A 17,167-nucleotide genomic window follows, 5' to 3' on the forward strand; every position below is an offset into this window, starting at 1 on the left:
ATGTGTAAATCAATAAGCTACAGAGCAAACCCTTGCAAAGAATTTTCTGACTGGGTAAGACTTGATTGAGACCCGCCTAGGGTTCATCAGGGTTTGTATATGTTTTGAAAGGGCAAAAGAGCCAATAATTTGATTATTTTGACCTAGGTATGTATCTGGGGGGAGTGCTTACAGCAGTGTTTTTAAGGATAATCAGAAAACGCTTATTTATCTCGCTATTTTTATCTGTTCTATTAATTGTGACCACCTTAGGGCCTAGTATGGCTCAGGTGACGTCATCTCCTGGAGCTTCTGATGATCCAGCGGAGGCAGGTACTGCTGTTGATCGTCGTAATCGTAACGAAGATGGTGCAACATTAGGACGAGATCTTCTGCAAGATGCTCAAGCGGCTGAATTAGAACAGGAAGATGGCAGTCAATATATTCTTGAATTCAATCGTAGTCCGGTCGTAGGTACACGCCTGCGTCTAGAGGGTATTTATAATGAGTCTCGGTTAAGGTTTACACGGCCACGTAACTGGTCGGTTAAGTCTGTCAAGATTCTGTTGCGTTATCGTCATTCTGGGGCTCTTTACGCAACTCGCTCCAATCTGAACGTGATTGTTAATGACAATAATGTTGGTAGTGTACCGCTAAATCTGAAACAGGGTGATACGGGCACCATTGTTTTTGACATTCCTACACGTATTCTAAAAGATTACAACGAGCTCATTATTGCGGGTTTGCAGAATAACTCACCCACCTGTACCCAGGATCCATTTGACCCATCACTTTGGACAGAAATTTTACCGGATTCAAAGCTGGTATTTAACTATGACGCTGAACCGTTCCAACTGGATTTCAATAGCTATCCCTATCCCCTGATTGACGTGCTCAGTTTGGAAACAAACCACATTGATTATGTTGTTCCTACTGAGCAGGATCAAGCTTGGTTAACAGCTATTTCACGGCTACAGACATCTTTAGGACGTATTGCTGACTATCGCCCTTTAGAAACAGATCTAGTTGAAAAGTTTGATGATGTAGCTGATGGCAACCGAGTCGTAATAGTTGGGACACCTAGTCAGCAACCCATGTTGGAGAACCTTAATTTACCACTGACTCTCAAAAATAAGCGTTGGTTGGATAACAAACAGACACTAATTTCTTCTGATACTGGTATTTTGATGTGGACTGTGCTTAAGGATAAACAGTCCCCTGTATTAGTAGCAACAGGTAATGGATCTACTGCTGTAGATAAGGCAGTGCGGTTCTTAACACAGTCTCAAGATCGCAAAATTGGTGCCGGTCAAATTGTTTTGGTAGATGAGGTGGAAGAAATTGAGGCACCTGACATTCGTGATTGGCCTCGTTATCTGCCCCTATCTGATAATTTTGAGCTCAGCGATCTAACAGGATTTAATAATGAGCCGATTGATGATGTGGTGATTCGAGGTGCTCATGCGCCACCGTTTGAATTTGATTTTAAGGCGTTACCGGACGATCGCTTTTTGCCAGGAAATGTGATGACTCTGCGGTACACCTATGGTCCCCAGGTAAACCCGCTCACATCTCTAGTGGAAGTGCAGTTAGACGGTATTACCGTTGCTGGTCGCCGTCTCGATTCGATTGACGGTAAGCGGCGATCCACCTTGAAAGTGGAATTGCCAGAACAGCACATTACACCTCAGTCACGTTTAAAAGTTTATTTGAGATTTGATCCACGGGAACGTCGTTCCTGTAGCCGTGTTACAGACCACCAACTATGGGGCACCATCCACAGCGACAGTGCCTTTAATCTCAACCGTCAACAGGTGGCAAAACTACCGGATCTAAATCTATTAAAGGCTGGTTATCCGTTTGCAGCACCTCAAGATTTGTCTCGTACTACCATTGTGTTGCCCAACAAACCCAGTATGACTGAGTTATCGTTGATGCTTGAATTAAGTGAGCGTCTCGGTCGTTTAAGTCGTTCAGAAGCAGTACGGGTCCAGGTTTATCCGGTTGGCAAACTGACCCCGGAAATACGGGAATCACAGAATCTGGTGGCTATTGGATTGCGATCGCAATTTCCCTTGGTTGAAGCTTTAGAAGCTGCGGAGTTTAACCTGAAAGATGGAGCCCGCCAATGGGGTGACAGTCAGGTTCAAACGTTGCCTGATGCAGAGGGTGTTTTACAGCAGCAACTATCTCCGTGGAATGAATCACGAGTATTGTTGACTATGACAGCTCAAAGTGAAGATGGTTTGAAGCAGCTCCGCGATCTCTTAGAACTGGATTCCCTATTTTTCCAGTTGCAAGGGGACACGGTGTTAATTAGTGCCAATGACGAAACGCCATCTCCTTATGACGAAAACGCCTATAATCTAGAGTTCTTACAGCGTTCTGCCCAGCAAGATATTCAAGAAAAGAGTGCGTTTCAAAGAGCCATCACCGTCATTCAGGGTAATTGGTTCCTCCTGATTCCCGGTATCATTGTGCTCTCATTGTTGCTCTATGGTGTTCTCCAAGCATACTTAAAACGAAATGATGCTCTGACGGCTGCCCAAGGTGTTATGACCGATCCATCTGCGCCAGGAGAACTTTAATTATGGCTGAACGAATATTCATTACCCATCGATTGAGAGACTTTCAGTCTGTCTTCAAAACCTATCTGTCTAAAAGAGTTCGGCCTTTACTGATTGAACTGCTGATCATTACGCTCCCCGATTGGTTTGATCAGAGTTTGCAGTGGCTCAATAAACAACAGCTATTGGTGTTGGCATTGTGTTTAACCACATTTGCCTGGCCTATCATGACAGCGCGGCCAACAATTCTGCAGCAGGGACTGGTGGCGTTAGCCCTATTGGGTGTAGGTCAGGTATTGTTGCGGTTAGAAGATCGCCAGACTAGCCAACGAGTCAGTGAATACTTGCATTTGCTATTGATAGCTGTTAGTACCATCACAACCCTGCGGTATCTGTACTATCGCTCTAACTACACGCTTAACTTAGGTTCTTGGCTGGATGGTTTCTTTTCAATTTTGCTGTTTACGGCAGAGCTTTATGCAATTGCTACTCTGTTATTGTCCTATTTCCAGACCTTAAGGATTCGCGAGCGTAAATCTATTTCCCTCGATCGTTGGCCACAGGAGAAATGGCCTAAGGTAGATATTTATATTCCTACCTATAACGAAGATGTTGCCATCGTCCGTAAAACCGTATTGGGAGCCCTCAAGATTGATTATCCGGCAGATAAAAAGGTTGTTTATGTGTTAGATGATGGTCGTGCTGAAAAATATCGGGAACGTCGCCTTGCCCTAAAGGCCATGTGTGAAGAGTTAGGATGTATGATGCTGACCCGTGACAACAACGATCACGCTAAGGCTGGTAACATCAATACAGCACTGGACAGAACAGACGGTCAGCTAGTGCTTATTCTAGATTGTGACCATATACCGGTACGAGGGTTTTTGCAGGAAACTGTTGGCTTCTTCTTTGATAAAAAATTAGCTCTGGTACAAACTCCTCACTGGTTCTATAATCCCGATCCATTTGAGCGTAATTTACTTACTCAAGGGCAGATACCCGTTGGTAACGAGCTATTTTACAAGGTGTTGCAAAAAGGTAATGACTTTTGGAATGCAGCCTTTTTCTGTGGCTCTGCAGCCTTGATTCGTCGTAAGTATCTGGTTGACGTTGGAGGGATTGCAACCGAGACAGTAACCGAAGACTGCCACACATCTTTACGATTGCACTCTCTGGGTTATCGCACTGTTTACTACGACAAAATTATGGTGGCTGGCTTAGCCCCTGAGAAATTTTCCTCATATGTAGGTCAGCAGGTTCGTTGGGCCAGGGGGATGGCTCAGATTTTACGGATTGAAAATCCCCTGTTTAACCGCAAACTTAATTTGCGTCTATCTCAGCGATTTTGCTATTTCAGTGCCACTTCCCATTTCTTTTTTGGCTTTCCCCGGTTGATGTATGCAATTGCTCCCAACCTGTTTTTGCTGTTTGGGATCAACCCTGTAAAGGGTTTAGGTATTGAGACATTGTTCTATGCATTGCCGCACATTGTGCTCTCAATGCATGCGAATCATATTTCCTACAAACATGTTCGGTTTTCTTTCTGGAATGAGATTTATGAATTTGCAATGTCATTCCAGGCAGGTATTGTGACATTGCTAGCGTTGATCAATCCACATTTAGGTTCCTTTAACGTGACTGATAAAGGAGTCTCAGTAGAATCTCGTAGCTTTGATATCGATAGTGTGCGCTATCTTGTGGTTCTAGGAGCGATTACAGCTGCGTCTCTACTGACTGTACCTATCTGGCTAATTCTCAGCCCTTTGGATACTCAGGCTGTACTGATCAACACCCTATGGTGTGTGTTTAACCTTTCTCTGGTTTTAACAGCGTGTCTGGTGGCATTTGAACAACCACAGCTGCGACAATCTCACCGGTTACCGCGTGAGCTAATTGCTCGCCTTTACAGTGATGATGGTCAAGTTTGGGAAGGTACAACGATTGATGTTAGTGAAACGGGCGCTCAGGTGCTGCTTGATGTTTGGCCCAATGTTTCTGACCGGGTACAGCTAGAGATTTTGGGTGATTATGGAGCGATCGCCTTACTAGATGCAGAAATTGTCAGAGCTACTGCAACAGATGCCTTGCAGACAAAGCTAGCCATTAACTTTGTCAATATGACTCAAGCACAGCAAGATGATCTCGCCATTGTGATTTTTTCTGATGTGCGCAGATGGTATTCCCAAATTCGTGAAAATACTGATAACCCATGGCAGTCCCTCAGCTTTATTTTGATGAGTTTGAGGCGAGCTTTCCAAGAGTTACGCCCAGCTAATAGCATTAAGATGCGTAAACAAGTTGAGGTGATGAGTGACCTTAGATGGAAAGGGTGGGGTAGCAATGTTCAAGCTGCTATGATCACTGAGCTGGGGTCAAGGGACATGCGGCTAGAGTTGTTGGGTGATGCTAGTACGGCGGCTATTGCCCTGCAGGATAATCACCCCCTGTTACATTTGCAGGTCTATCCACAAGTGGATAGCGTTCATTCCTATGATTTGATGGCTCAGGTTGAGCGTCTTGAACTCGTACCTAAGCTTTCAAGTACCTATAGTGGCTCGGTTACAAACGCAGATTTAAATAATCCCAGTCAACTCTCGGATTATCGTGTGGCTTTGGAACTTACGTTCCCTGCATCCTTGGATCAGCAACAGCAGAACCAAATTAAAACGTTACTCAGACAGGTTGCCTAAAGATCACTGCTCGTGTGATGGGTTTCTAAAGCTCATTTGTTCTAGTTCGCAACTGCGATTTTCATTATTATTTCGTCATTCTAATGGTGTACGTAGCCTGGTAATGTCCTGTGATCCTGGGTATAGGGAATTATTACCGTAGTTCCTTTTTCTGTTACCTCTTTTATGAAGACTTTGTTTGGGCGTACGTAATTTTACTGGTATTCTCAAACTAAATGTACAAACTTACAGTGCTATATGTTCCTAAACTAAGGGGGATATAGTGGCTTATTGCAGGGTGATTAAAATTTTGATAAATGTGACCTTGAAACAGGGTTCTTCCAAATAGATGGTCCGGACTAGGGAGCAAATAGTGGAATTTCTTCATAGTGAAGTTGTCGCATAAATTTATTTCTATTGCCGCATATATCTATTTCCATAGGAAAGAAACCATTTGTATGGTTATTGAGTCGAAAATGTATATATCTATTCGTGGCCGTGTGTAATAGGTGTACTACCCATTGCTTTGGTCTAATTTAGCCCTAAAGGGTTTTGGCTTTTTGCTGTATCGTTAAACATTCAGTTATGAACAGTCGTTCGATTGTGGGTTATGGTGCAACCCAGAAGTTACATCCTCTAAGCTTTTTGGCTCAGTTGATCAGTCGGCAGGTGAGTGGTCACTTCAAGTTGTACTCGGGGACTAACTCATGGTCGCTTTTTCTTAACCAAGGCAAGCTTAATTTTGCTACAGATACTGATGCGCCCTTTGATCGCTTAGATCGTCATCTTCAGGACTTGAGTAGTGAAATTTCTACTCTAGTAGGTGCTGTGCGAGTTCAACTACGGTTGATGTTTGAGCAGTCACCTAAGCAGGCTCCCCTAACGCCAGATTATCAGGCGATTAGTTGGTTGGTAGAGCAATCTCATCTAACGCCGGAACAAGCGAGTGGGTTGATACGCGCCATGGCGATTGAGGTAATTGAGTCCTTTTTGGGTGTGCAGGAAGGTAGTTATGATTTACTTGGTTTAGAGGATATTGGTGAGTATCCGGTTCTCTGTCAGTTAGATTTACGTCCTATTGTTGAAATCTGTCAACGAAATCGGCGGCAGAGCTTACTATCATCCCCCTCAGCGGTGGCAGCTGGAGCGCCAGTGGTTTCTGTACAGTCTGTAGCTGCCTCTGTGCCGTCTGTTTCACCTGCTGCTAATAAGCTGGTGGATTCTGAATCCACTGCACAAGCTGGGGCTGCTGTTGTTAATCCTCAGGCTCGAGATGGAGGCGCTAACATTTCAGCATCTTCTGATGCTCGCAGGGCTGTTTACACAATTGCCTGTATTGATGATAGTCCAACTGTTTTGAACGCAATTCAAGAATTCTTGAATGATAGGAGTCTGAACGTTGTCCCTATTAGTGACCCGGTCAAGGCGTTGATGCAGGTTATGCGCTGTCGTCCAGATCTGATTCTGTTGGATGTAACCATGCCTAATTTGGATGGCTATGAACTATGCTCTTTGTTACGCAGGCATCCAAGCTTTAGAAATACGCCCATTGTCATGGTGACGGGTAATACGGGCTTTATTGATCGCGCGAAAGCCAAGTTGGTAAGGTCTTCTGGTTATTTGACTAAGCCATTTAGTCAGTCAGAGCTCTTGAAAATGGTATTCATGCATTTACCGGCCGTGGGGCCGAGACAGTAGTGAGCTAAATTGCTCATCTACTTCAATGTTTCAGATTTTGTGATAGTTACTATTATGAACACTGAGGGCGGTTGGCCACACATTTGGGGGATGACAGACAGACTATGACGGTAATTAAAACGGCTACAGTGCTAATCGTTGAGGATACACCCTCTGAACGAGAATTAATTAGCCATTATTTACAGGAAGAAGGCTACAGTGTCATCCATGCTGTGACAGCGCAAGAGGGGTTAGATAAGGCTATTTCTAGTCAGCCGAGCGTCATTGTTACGGATGTAGTGATGCCTGGAATGAGTGGCTTTGAGCTGTGTCGAAGTTTAAAGCGTGCGCCTGAAACAGAGAAGGTTCCGGTGATCATTTGTTCATCTAAGGATCAGGCAATTGATCGCCTGTGGGGTATGCGACAGGGGGCAGATGCCTACATCACTAAACCCTTTGAGCGAGAGGAACTACTGAAGGTAATTAAATCAGTATTGTAATTTTTTTAGTGTGCGATCGCATATCGTTTGTGAGGTCACTATTTTGTCTGCTTTATCTCTGAAAAAAGACAGGCCTGTACTGGCAAAGTCATTCTTAAAGTTCCAGTTGGCTCCTAATGTTGTAGCCATGTTTCCTGCCCGGGCTGTTCAGGAAGCGGTCGTGTTACCCACACGACGAGTGATGGCGATGCCCAATATGCCAGCAGCCCTCTTAGGGTTAACTAATCGCCGTGGCCGTGTATTTTGGGTTGCTAATTTAGTGCGCCTGTTGGGGCTGCCAGTGCCCGATCACCACAGTCAACAATATAGCTTAATCGTAGTTCAAGGACAGTCAACACCCCTAGCGTTACAGGTTGAAGCTATTGATGGTATGGTCAGCTTTCCACCGGAAGCTATTCATCCCCCTCCAAATAATGTGAGCAGTATTATTTTGCCGTACCTCATAGGCTGTGTTACTCACAACGATGAAACTATTTTTATATTAGACGTTGAAGCCCTGCTACAGTCTCCAGTGCTACAGGCACCCTAGGCTCTTCCCTTGATTAAGGTTGTTATTATCTTTTGCTGATTTCTATAGTTATCTACTCTGAGTCATTCGACGAATTGTTATTGAAACGCTATCTAAAGGAAACTTCTTATGGGTATGGATGTTGGTACGAACTCAAATGCTGAGTCTAACTCTGAGGTAGATGCAGTGGATAATACCCCTAACCAAGAAGATAGTTCTCAGCGTGATCGGTTATTGGATGGTGTTGTAGTGAAATCTGTAGACGATATTCAAGAAAATAATAATGGCTTGGAGGATGCCCGTGAGCACAATCCAAATCAAGAACTAGCTGCCCAATTAGAAGAGATTGCGGCGGTTAGTCGTCGTAATGCATCTCCTCCAACCTCGTCTAACGGTGTGTCAAAACCAATGGCCAATGTGCAAGATCAACAAACTTTATCTTATCGAGGCGTAAAATATCCTTCGGCAGAGGAGCGGTATGCCCCTGAGAATCTTAAAATTTCTCGTGGTAGCGCTCTACTACAATGGTTTTATGACTTACCTGTTAGCAGCAAGCAGCTAATTGGTTTAATCTCCTCAGAGGTTATCTCCGTTATTGGCTTGGTTGGGGCAGGCTCACTCCTAATTATTAGCGGTGCCCGTCAGCAGTTATTAAAGCAAGCTGAGGCGGAACTAGCGGTCACGGATATTCAATACAACATTAAAGTCAACCAAATGGGGTTTGGTTTCCGGGGTCAATCCGAAAACACAGCCATTGTGACGCTGGCTGAGGGAGTAGCTAATGGTTCTGATATTAGTGCTAATCAGCGCGCAGTTGTTCGGGAGATTTTGCAGGGAGAAGTTGAGGCTCGCGATATTGAGTATTCTACGCTCATTGGCATAGATGGGAAAATCATTGTCAATGCCCAAACTGATCGCACTGGAGAAGAGTTTGATCCTTATGGGTTAGTTTCCCGTGTTGTTTCTGAGCGCCAGCAGATTAAGGCCAATGGTTTGGTTGAGCAAAGTGAGTTGCAACGCCAGGGAGTTGAGCTAACAACAGATGGAGATAAGGCGCTCATTCGATATGTAGCGACTCCTGTGTTTGCTCAAAACCAGACTGACCAATTAGTTGGGGTATTGATTGCGGGTGATCTCGTTAACGGTAAAACATCGATTGTTGAAGGCATTGTTCAAGCATTTGGAACTGGCTATGGCGCTATCTATTTGAGTGAAGGCTCCGATGATTTTCAATTGGCTTCCTTGGCTAATTTAGATGAAGGGGCCACTGAAATCGAAATTGGTGAAGAAGTTGAAGTTTATGATCAGAACCTGTTAGTAGGTGCATTAGACAGCCAAGGTGAAACGATTTCCCAACGTCTGGTGGAGTCCGAGGGTGATGCCTACGCTATGGCTGCAAAAACCTTGAGTGATATCAACGGTGAGCCGATTGGGATTTTAATCCGTGGGACTTCAGAGGCACGTTTACAGCAGTTAATTAATAGAAGTCTGCAGATTCAATTTTTGATTGCATTATTGGCTATTTTAGCTGATATCTTTTTAGCTCAGTTGTTGGGGCGTTCAATCGCTAGTCCGATTAAGCGTCTACAGCGTGCAACCGAGGCGTTTGCTGAGGGAGATCGTCAGGCAAAAGCCGATGTTTTTGCCAGGGACGAAGTCGGTCAGCTAGCAACTGCTTTTAACGACTTAACGAATACGGTGCTGCGTTCGGAAGGCACTCTACTGGATCAAGCGAGTGTCCAGGCAAGAGCGGCTCAACGGGCTAATCAACTAGCTAGTTTGACGAGTGACTTACGCAAAAATAATATCGATGAGGAGCGTTTGTACAGCATTGCTGTCAATGGTGTTCGTAAGGCGATAGAGACAGATCGAGTGATCTTTTATCGTTTTAATGAAGATTGGAGTGGTGAGATTATTTCTGAGTCCGTTGGCATGGGATGGCCTGCGGCGTTGGGGGCTACTATTAAAGATCCCTGTTTTGCTTCTGGCTATGTTGATCAATACCGTCGCGGTCGTATACAGGCAACCAGTAATATTTTTGAAGCCGGGTTGACTGAGTGTCATTTAGGTCAACTGACGCCATTTAAAGTTAAGGCCAATTTGGTTGCCCCCATTTTGGACAATGGAGAATTGATTGGTTTGTTGGTCGCCCACCAATGTTCGGGGCCCAGAGAGTGGAGTGAGTTGGATATTAGCTTCTTTAAGCAGGCTGCTTTGCAGATCGGTTTATCTATTGAACAAGTTAGTCTGTTCAATCAGAAACAGCAAGCACAGTTAGAGGCAGAGGCACTATCTGAGGAGCGGCGACAGCGCCAAGAGACTCTTCAAATGGAATTACTAGGTCTCTTAGACGATGTTGAAGGCGCTGCTCGTGGTGATTTGACGGTTCGTGCTGATGTTTCAGCTGGAGAGATTGGTACTGTTGCTGACTTCTTTAATGCCATTATTGAGAGCCTGCGACAAATTGTGACTCAGGTTAAAACTTCAGCGGTGCAGGTGAATACATCTTTGGGAGCTAACGAGGTTGCTATGCAAGTGTTGGCTGATGATGCCCTACAGCAGGCAGATCGCACAACGCAGACGCTTGATTCTGTAGAAAATATGACCATGGCCATTACCCAAGCAGCTGATCGGGCCCAGCAAGCGGCCGTTGTGGCTCGTGAAGCCTCCCAGACTGCTGAAGACGGCGGATTAGCTATGGATCTGACGGTACAGAATATTTTGGATCTGAGGACAACCGTCGGTGAAACGGCTAAAAAGGTGAAGCGATTGGGTGAGTCATCGCAGCAGATTTCTAAGGTCGTTTCCTTGATTAACCAGATTGCTACCCAGACCAACTTGCTGGCTATTAATGCGGGTATTGAGGCGGCCCGCGCTGGTGAAGAAGGTCAAGGTTTTGCTGCTGTTGCTGAAGAAGTGGGTGAACTAGCAGCCCGTTCTGCAGCTGCGACTCAGGATATTGAGCGCATTGTAGACAGTATCCAGAGGGAGACTGCTGATGTGGTGGATGCCATTGAAAGCAGTACTTCTCAGGTGGTTGAAGGAACTCGCCGAGTGGATGAGGCAAAGCAGAGCCTGGCGCGTATGATGGAAGTATCTCAGCAAATTGATGCTCTAGTGCAGACAATTTCTGCGGCTACCGTTTCCCAGGTAGAAACAGCAGCCAATGTGTCCACACTGATGCAAGAAATTTCCCAGGTGTCTGAACGTACATCGATTTCTTCCAAAACTGTATCGGAAGCGCTACAACAGACGGTTGCAGTGGCTAAGGAGCTAGAACTTTCTATGGCTGCCTTTAAGGTGGATGATCAGGAGGCTTCAAGAGCATCTCAGGAGCAATAGCAGGTCATTATTGAATAGATGCAGAGCGAATAGTTTGATCGATAGGCAGTCACATAAGGCAGGTATCCAATAGGTGCAGCGTCATGGCGGTTGATAAAGAACTTGAAATTAAGCTTCAGTTCCTGGATGAAGCTGATGAGTATCTACAGACTTTAGATGGAGCCCTGCTGGATTTAGCGCAGAAAGGTGTACTGCGTAACGATATTGACGCAGCATTGCGCTCATCCCACTCGATTAAAGGTGGGGCTGCCATGATGGGGTATGTGCTGCTAAGTGACTTTGCCCATCGCCTTGAGGACTCATTGAAGGTCCTCAAACTGCAGCGCGATGGTTTAGTGATTGATGATGATTTAGAGCGATTGCTACTGTCGGCGGTGGACATTTTACGTCGAGTCATTGAGTGCGATCGCAACCAGAAACCACCTGACGAAACATGGCTGAACGGTACAGCCATGCCTATTTTTGAGCAGCTTTATGAGATTCTAGGAGAAGCTGATCCTGAAGACGAGAATATTTTATTGTCTTCAGATGAAAATCAGGATATTATTCCTGTTCTGTTTAGCACTGAGGTTGAAGGCTGTCTTAATCGATTAGAAGCGGCTATTTCTAGTCAAACGCCTCGGCTGCGTGAAGAGGTAGACATCCTGGCTCAGGAACTGGGCGGTTTAGGGGAAATGCTACAGCTCTCTGCTTTTTGTGAGCTGTGTATGTCAGTTGGACAGGCTATTAAGATGGCGAGTGATGACCAAGTTATGGAAGTGGCTCAAGCCGCTCTCACGGCCTGGCGACAGTCTCAGACTTGCATCTTAGATGGTCAAGTGGAACAGTTGCCCGTTGCTCTGTCGGGGTTGAGTTTTGAAGTGCCTGTAGTGACAGCTACCTCAGATATCTTTAGTGATGTCGATCTAAACGTCAGCGATCCGTTGGCGATGGACGATCCCATGCTCAATGATGGTCAGGGAGTAGAGGATGATTGGGCCACTATATTGGCTCAGGCGGAAAATGCACCCGTTGACCAGGATATTTTTGCGCAAGCCGCAACAGATAACTCGCAACCTACGGAATTTCTATTTACTGAAGAGATTCAGCCAACAGTACCTATTCAACCTGAAGCAGCAGATCCAGCGGTAGAGTCCGAATTATCAGGAGACGCTGTTCAACCAGTCAGACCGTTTGTGGAATCTGGTTCACCGTCTGTCGAGAAAGAGTCTGCTGCATCGCAGACTGCATCGCAGGCTGCAGAATTTCGGTTTTCTAGCAAGTCCGGTAATGAGTCTAAGGTCGCTCCGGATGCACAGCAGGATACGACTGTAAGGGTTTCGGTGCGACAGCTGAATGAACTCAATGATTACTTCGGTGATTTAACCATTGAGCGTCATCGACTTGACAGTGAAGTAAAACGTCTGAGGACGTTGGTGAAACTGTTGCACGAGCGGTTGCGTTCCTTAGAAGAATCGGAAGAGGATCTGCGCGATGTCTACGATAAAACAGCCAGCAATAATCCACCGATGCTACCAGCTGCTGGTAATAATGGTTCTGTTGCCCTGGTCTTGAACCAAGGGGGGGGCAATGGCGTTACAACCCCTGGGTTTGATGCCCTAGAGATGGATCGCTATGATGAGCGACATCTGCCCTTCCGCGACATGATGGAAACCGCTGTCAGGTTGCGAGAAGTTGCTGACGATATTGAAATTAGTGTTGATACAGCCGAGCAATCATCACGCAATTTACAGCGTACTACTCGTCAGCTACAGCGTAATCTCAATCAGCTGCGCATGCGGCCTTTATCAGACATTACCAATCGCTTTCCACGGGCCTTACGTGAGCTGTCGCTAGAGTTTAGTAAGCCTGTGGAACTCAAGGTTGAAGGCGATAAAACTTTAGTTGATCGCAATATTTTAGAGTCCTTAAATGATCCCTTAATGCACATTCTGCGTAATGCCTTTGACCATGGTATTGAGGCTCCGGCAGAACGCCTAGCGGTAGGTAAACCAGAGCAGGGCACCATTACCATTAGTGCCCTACAACGTAGTAGCCGGACGGTGATCACAATTCAGGATGATGGTCGCGGTATTCCCTTAGAGAAAATTCGTGCTCGTGCGAAAGATATGGGATTAGATGAATCCCTATTGGCTACCGCAAGCGAAACTGACCTGTTGTCACTCATTTTTGAGCCTGGATTTAGTACGGCTAGTCAAGTGACTACGCTATCCGGCCGTGGTGTCGGTATGGATGTGGTTCGCAACAATCTTGAAGAGATTCGTGGTGATATTAGCGTAGCGACCAAAGCAGGGCAAGGATCGACGTTTACCATTTCGGTGCCTTATACGCTTTCTGTTACTCGGGTGCTGCTGGCCGAGAGTAATCGTCTCCCCATGGCTATTCCGACCGATAATCTTCAGGAAATCACAGAGGTTGCAGACGACGAAATTTACGACGATGCTGGGCGTGAAATGTTCACCCGTAATGGTGAGCCAATCCGACTGATCCGCATGGCTAAGTGGTTAGCATTTAACTGTGCTCGGCATATTGAAAGTTTGGAAATGAGCGCTAACGTGACGGTGCCGACAGTTTTGGTCTTCCGATATAACGATCAACTATTTGGCTTACAAATTGACCGCTCATGGGGCGATCAAGAGGCGGCGCTGCGTCGGGTGGAAGGGAATGTTCCTATGCCTACAGGATTTAACAACTGCACTATTTTGGGTGATGGACAAGTTGTGCCTTTGCTCAATGCTCCAGAATTTCTCCGTTGGGTGTTGAGTTGTGAAGGGTCCAATATCAAAGAAGCGTCAGTTCTATATGGTAATCCTCTACTCAGTGGCAAGCTGAGTGACCTGCAACCTGATGTAGCCGCCAGTGTGTCTAAACAACCGACAATCATGGTGGTGGATGATTCGGTCAATGTGCGACGGTTGCTGGCCCTTACGTTGGAAAAGCAAGGGTATCGAGTGACTCAGGCTAAGGATGGCCTAGATGCGTTGGAAAAACTCAATGCTGGCTTAGATATCAATGCGATTGTGTGTGATATTGAAATGCCGCGTTTAGATGGATATGGCTTCTTGGCTAAACTGAGGTCCCATAAGCGTTGTTCCCATATTCCAATTACGATGCTGACGTCGCGTACCGGTGATAAACACCGTCAGTTGGCGATGAAGCTGGGGGCCAATGCTTATTTCTCGAAGCCCTATCGTGAACAGCTGTTGCTGGATACTTTGGCAAATGCTGTGTTTAATGCGCCTTTGAATTAGGTTTTGGTGAGACGTTGCATGTAACGTCTGTACATTAGCCAAAAGACAGTTTATTCCCGTATATTTTAGGATCTATGGAGATGAACGATAGGGTGGGCAACGGGAATGATTTCCATTACCTTAAAGCTGTTTGCGGTATATCAGGATGTTTTGGGGTGTCCTGAAATGACAATGGAGTTGCCTGAGGGGATAACGGTTAGGGAATTGTGCGATCGCATCTGCAATCAATACCCGGATCTAAAAAAATGGCAAGGCCTCACGCGTTTTGCCATTAACCTCAATTTTGTTGAAGCCGATACTCCCCTCAGCAATGGTGATGAAGTTGTTTTAATTCCACCTGTTAGTGGGGGTTAGGGCTGTGGAAAAGACGTTGCATGTAACGTCTGCACATTCCAAAATCATTAATAGTTACTCGGTAGCGTGTTTTTGCAGAATTTCAAGGGAAACTATTTGTAAGGCAGCTTCATGGGTTGCGGCTAACACCACTTTGGGAGCCACACCGGCATCATGGGCTTCTTTCCAGCGGCTAGCACACAGGCACCAGCGATCGCCGGGTTTGAGGCCAGGAAATTTGTACATGGGCATGGGTGTACTCAGATCATTACCCTGAGCCTTGGTGTAAGTTAAAAACTCTTCTGTGACTTCAGCGCAGACGACATGAGCGCCTAAATCATTCGGTCCTGTATTACAAGTACCGTCACGATAAAATCCTGTCATTGGACTGGTGCAACATATTTGTAGATTGTCACCCAGAACGTTTTTTATAATCGCCATAGCCTTAGATCTAAATTTCAGCAACAGCTCGCTCAACGAGCCGACGAGTGAGGGTCTGAACACCCGTGTGCTCATAATAGTTGATGGAAATATCTAGAAAGGCACCAAAGTAGTCCATTTTGTCGTCAGCTATATCCACAAATGTTTTGAGATTAGCTGCTACGCTTTGGGGTGTAATGCCTTTAGATTCAACAAAATTGCCCATCCAACCTTTGACTGACTCAAAGCTCGCACCAATAAATGTGAGCTGGTCAGCTGTTTTAGCGCCAGGCACCGCTTCCTTAATGGCTTTGAACGCTGGATTGTTATCCAAGTCTTTAGGGGTGAGATTTCCTAAAACAGTTTCGGTTTGCTTAATAAAGTTAGGACCCAGGGGAACAAGACCGTCAAAACATACCAGTGCGGCCATCCGGATCAACGACTCACCGCCATAATCTCCCAGTGCTTTAATAAAATCACCCACGCTGTCGCCAGGGATGCCATTGATTTTGCAGAAAGCAACGATTTCAGTCACTAGCTTCATGCACAGATCGATGGTCTGAGCTTTGTCAGCCTTGGGTGTGAGGCGATTGACAATGGACAGAAAGCGGACATTTTCTGTCATTTTATTGGCCAAAGCCGCTTGGCCTAAAGCCCGCCCTGTGGAGTCAATGGTTTGATAGAGCCACATGGCTCTTTGGTATCCTTCAGACTTATCGTTATAGAGCTGAATAGCCCGTGCCCCAATTTGTTCAATTAGAGCCGTGTCACTCTCCCCAGTAACCTGTCGGATAGTATTTTCGAAACCGACAATGTTCTCCCATTCTCCAGGTAGTACCTTATCAAGGGAACGGAGGGCAAAAACCGTGAGATTTTTCTGAGGTAACTCGTTGACTAGCTCATAAATCGACTTGCTCATGTTGATGTCCTTGTATGATGGCGCAGGCGATATTAGTTGACGAGTTTAGCAAGACCATCAAGATCAAACTTTTCTAGCCAAGCTTCCCGATCAGAGGGGGTGAAATCGGTGTCTCGAGAGAGGACTTTTACTTGTAATCGATCAGATACTAGTAGGCTGCTGGCGGTACTGCCAACTTCGACTAAAGGATAGCCTGCAAGGGTGCGATCGCTATTTTGATATTTAAGGGTGGCGCTTGGATTAGAGGCGGTATCTGATACCGATAGCATCGCCAACGTATTGCCATCTTGCTTCAGCTTGGCTTCAGCAAAGCCGTCTTTTTCTTGGGTGTAGACCCGCTCAAATCCATTAGCTGTGGGAAAGAACTTGTTGAACTCACCGCCGTTAATAACAGCTTTCTTGTCAACAGCGACTGCGGGTGTTTGCTCTTCAATTTGCTCCCATTTAGCAGTGTCGCTTGGTAAGGATGCTTTAGATTGGGTGAGCTGACAGCCACCCACAACAAGTAGCCCGATGAGCAAAAGAGCACCGATGGCTACGGAAACTTTACGCAACATGAAGTTTAAAGAGTATGGCTATTTATGGGACAGAACCAGGACCAAAAATACAGATAAACTCTACCGCCATTTATAGAACACCAGAGAGTCGACCAATATTTTGTAAGTATTCGTATCGTTTTAGATGCAATTTTTGACAGCTGGAGGTCCATAATAGGGCGATGATTTAAATCGACGAGCCGTTATGCCCAGGAAACCAAGCGAATTTATTGTCCATCTACTTTTTGATGGCGGCCATCATGAGGAAGTAAGGTTTTCATCGATTCAAGATTTTCAAAAGTGGTATAGCAATGAGCTAATGCCCAAGTCCTCTTCGGACGACTTTATTAAGGTGCCATTGCCAGAGATTAATCCTGGTGAATATATGGTGATTCGTCCCTCTAGACTAGTGGCAATTCGTGTAGAACCACAGTTTAGTTCTAGTGTCGAGCGGTTTTAGGTGGCA

At 45.7% G+C, this 17,167-nt stretch carries 12 protein-coding genes; 9 read left to right on the forward strand and 3 right to left on the reverse strand.

Annotated features, from left to right (window positions below):
* Positions 1–260 precede the first annotated feature (260 nt).
* The 8 genes from U2F10_RS17220 (at position 261) to U2F10_RS17255 (ending at position 14,847) form a co-directional block, all read left to right on the forward strand.
* Positions 261–2,567, forward strand: coding sequence for a cellulose biosynthesis cyclic di-GMP-binding regulatory protein BcsB (locus U2F10_RS17220; RefSeq protein ID WP_250564717.1), 2,307 nt, complete (start codon positions 261–263; stop codon positions 2,565–2,567).
* Positions 2,568–2,569: 2 nt separating this feature from the next.
* Positions 2,570–5,236: a UDP-forming cellulose synthase catalytic subunit gene (bcsA, locus tag U2F10_RS17225; RefSeq protein WP_163660715.1), complete on the forward strand. Its 2,667-nt coding sequence runs from the start codon at positions 2,570–2,572 to the stop codon at positions 5,234–5,236.
* 564 nt (positions 5,237–5,800) lie between these two features.
* A complete protein-coding gene (locus U2F10_RS17230) occupies positions 5,801–6,913 on the forward strand; it encodes a response regulator (protein ID WP_499872853.1) in 1,113 nt (370 codons plus the stop codon).
* 104 nt (positions 6,914–7,017) lie between these two features.
* A complete protein-coding gene (locus tag U2F10_RS17235) occupies positions 7,018–7,392 on the forward strand; it encodes a response regulator transcription factor (RefSeq protein ID WP_006515139.1) in 375 nt (124 codons plus the stop codon).
* Between the two features lie 43 nt (positions 7,393–7,435).
* The gene (locus U2F10_RS17240; protein ID WP_499061856.1) at positions 7,436–7,921 is read left to right on the forward strand and encodes a chemotaxis protein CheW; all 486 of its coding nucleotides are present in this window, start codon (positions 7,436–7,438) and stop codon (positions 7,919–7,921) included.
* A 108-nt stretch (positions 7,922–8,029) separates the two neighbouring features.
* On the forward strand, positions 8,030–11,242 hold the full coding sequence (locus U2F10_RS17245) for a methyl-accepting chemotaxis protein (protein WP_499867027.1): 3,213 nt from the start codon (positions 8,030–8,032) through the stop codon (positions 11,240–11,242).
* Between the two features lie 83 nt (positions 11,243–11,325).
* Positions 11,326–14,493: a hybrid sensor histidine kinase/response regulator gene (locus U2F10_RS17250; RefSeq protein ID WP_499872855.1), complete on the forward strand. Its 3,168-nt coding sequence runs from the start codon at positions 11,326–11,328 to the stop codon at positions 14,491–14,493.
* A 105-nt stretch (positions 14,494–14,598) separates the two neighbouring features.
* Positions 14,599–14,847 carry a MoaD/ThiS family protein gene (locus U2F10_RS17255; protein ID WP_163660726.1) on the forward strand — a complete coding sequence of 83 codons (249 nt, stop codon included), beginning with the start codon at positions 14,599–14,601 and terminating at the stop codon, positions 14,845–14,847.
* A 54-nt stretch (positions 14,848–14,901) separates the two neighbouring features.
* On the opposite strand, the gene U2F10_RS17260 is transcribed toward U2F10_RS17255, so the two are convergent.
* Genes U2F10_RS17260 through U2F10_RS17270 form a run of 3 tightly spaced genes read right to left on the reverse strand, consistent with a single transcriptional unit; the run spans position 14,902 to position 16,722 of the window.
* Positions 14,902–15,267 carry a DUF2237 family protein gene (locus U2F10_RS17260; RefSeq protein ID WP_163660728.1) on the reverse strand — a complete coding sequence of 122 codons (366 nt, stop codon included), beginning with the start codon at positions 15,265–15,267 and terminating at the stop codon, positions 14,902–14,904.
* 10 nt (positions 15,268–15,277) lie between these two features.
* Positions 15,278–16,165 (reverse strand): hypothetical protein, encoded by an 888-nt coding sequence (locus U2F10_RS17265; protein ID WP_163660730.1) that lies wholly within the window; start codon positions 16,163–16,165, stop codon positions 15,278–15,280.
* A gap of 32 nt (positions 16,166–16,197) precedes the next feature.
* Positions 16,198–16,722: a hypothetical protein gene (locus U2F10_RS17270; protein WP_163660732.1), complete on the reverse strand. Its 525-nt coding sequence runs from the start codon at positions 16,720–16,722 to the stop codon at positions 16,198–16,200.
* A 184-nt stretch (positions 16,723–16,906) separates the two neighbouring features.
* Here U2F10_RS17270 and U2F10_RS17275 point away from each other — a divergent pair, with 184 nt between their 5' ends.
* Entirely contained in the window at positions 16,907–17,161 is a 255-nt protein-coding gene (locus U2F10_RS17275; protein ID WP_006515131.1) for a hypothetical protein, read from the forward strand.
* Positions 17,162–17,167 lie beyond the last annotated feature (6 nt).

The sequence above is a fragment of the Leptothoe sp. EHU-05/26/07-4 genome, assembly GCF_043421015.1.
Lineage (GTDB): Bacteria > Cyanobacteriota > Cyanobacteriia > Phormidesmidales > Phormidesmidaceae > Leptothoe > Leptothoe turfae.

Bases quoted from the DNA above. Each gene is read 5' to 3' on its own strand.
- U2F10_RS17220 (WP_250564717.1), top strand. From the start codon at position 261: ATGGCTCAGGTGACGTCATCTCCTGGAGCTTCTGATGATCCAGCGGAG.
- bcsA (WP_163660715.1), top strand. From the start codon at position 2,570: ATGGCTGAACGAATATTCATTACCCATCGATTGAGAGACTTTCAGTCT.
- U2F10_RS17230 (WP_499872853.1), top strand. From the start codon at position 5,801: ATGAACAGTCGTTCGATTGTGGGTTATGGTGCAACCCAGAAGTTACAT.
- U2F10_RS17235 (WP_006515139.1), top strand. From the start codon at position 7,018: ATGACGGTAATTAAAACGGCTACAGTGCTAATCGTTGAGGATACACCC.
- U2F10_RS17245 (WP_499867027.1), top strand. From the start codon at position 8,030: ATGGGTATGGATGTTGGTACGAACTCAAATGCTGAGTCTAACTCTGAG.
- U2F10_RS17250 (WP_499872855.1), top strand. From the start codon at position 11,326: ATGGCGGTTGATAAAGAACTTGAAATTAAGCTTCAGTTCCTGGATGAA.
- U2F10_RS17255 (WP_163660726.1), top strand. From the start codon at position 14,599: ATGATTTCCATTACCTTAAAGCTGTTTGCGGTATATCAGGATGTTTTG.
- U2F10_RS17260 (WP_163660728.1), bottom strand. From the start codon at position 15,267: ATGGCGATTATAAAAAACGTTCTGGGTGACAATCTACAAATATGTTGC.
- U2F10_RS17265 (WP_163660730.1), bottom strand. From the start codon at position 16,165: ATGAGCAAGTCGATTTATGAGCTAGTCAACGAGTTACCTCAGAAAAAT.
- U2F10_RS17270 (WP_163660732.1), bottom strand. From the start codon at position 16,722: ATGTTGCGTAAAGTTTCCGTAGCCATCGGTGCTCTTTTGCTCATCGGG.
- U2F10_RS17275 (WP_006515131.1), top strand. From the start codon at position 16,907: ATGCCCAGGAAACCAAGCGAATTTATTGTCCATCTACTTTTTGATGGC.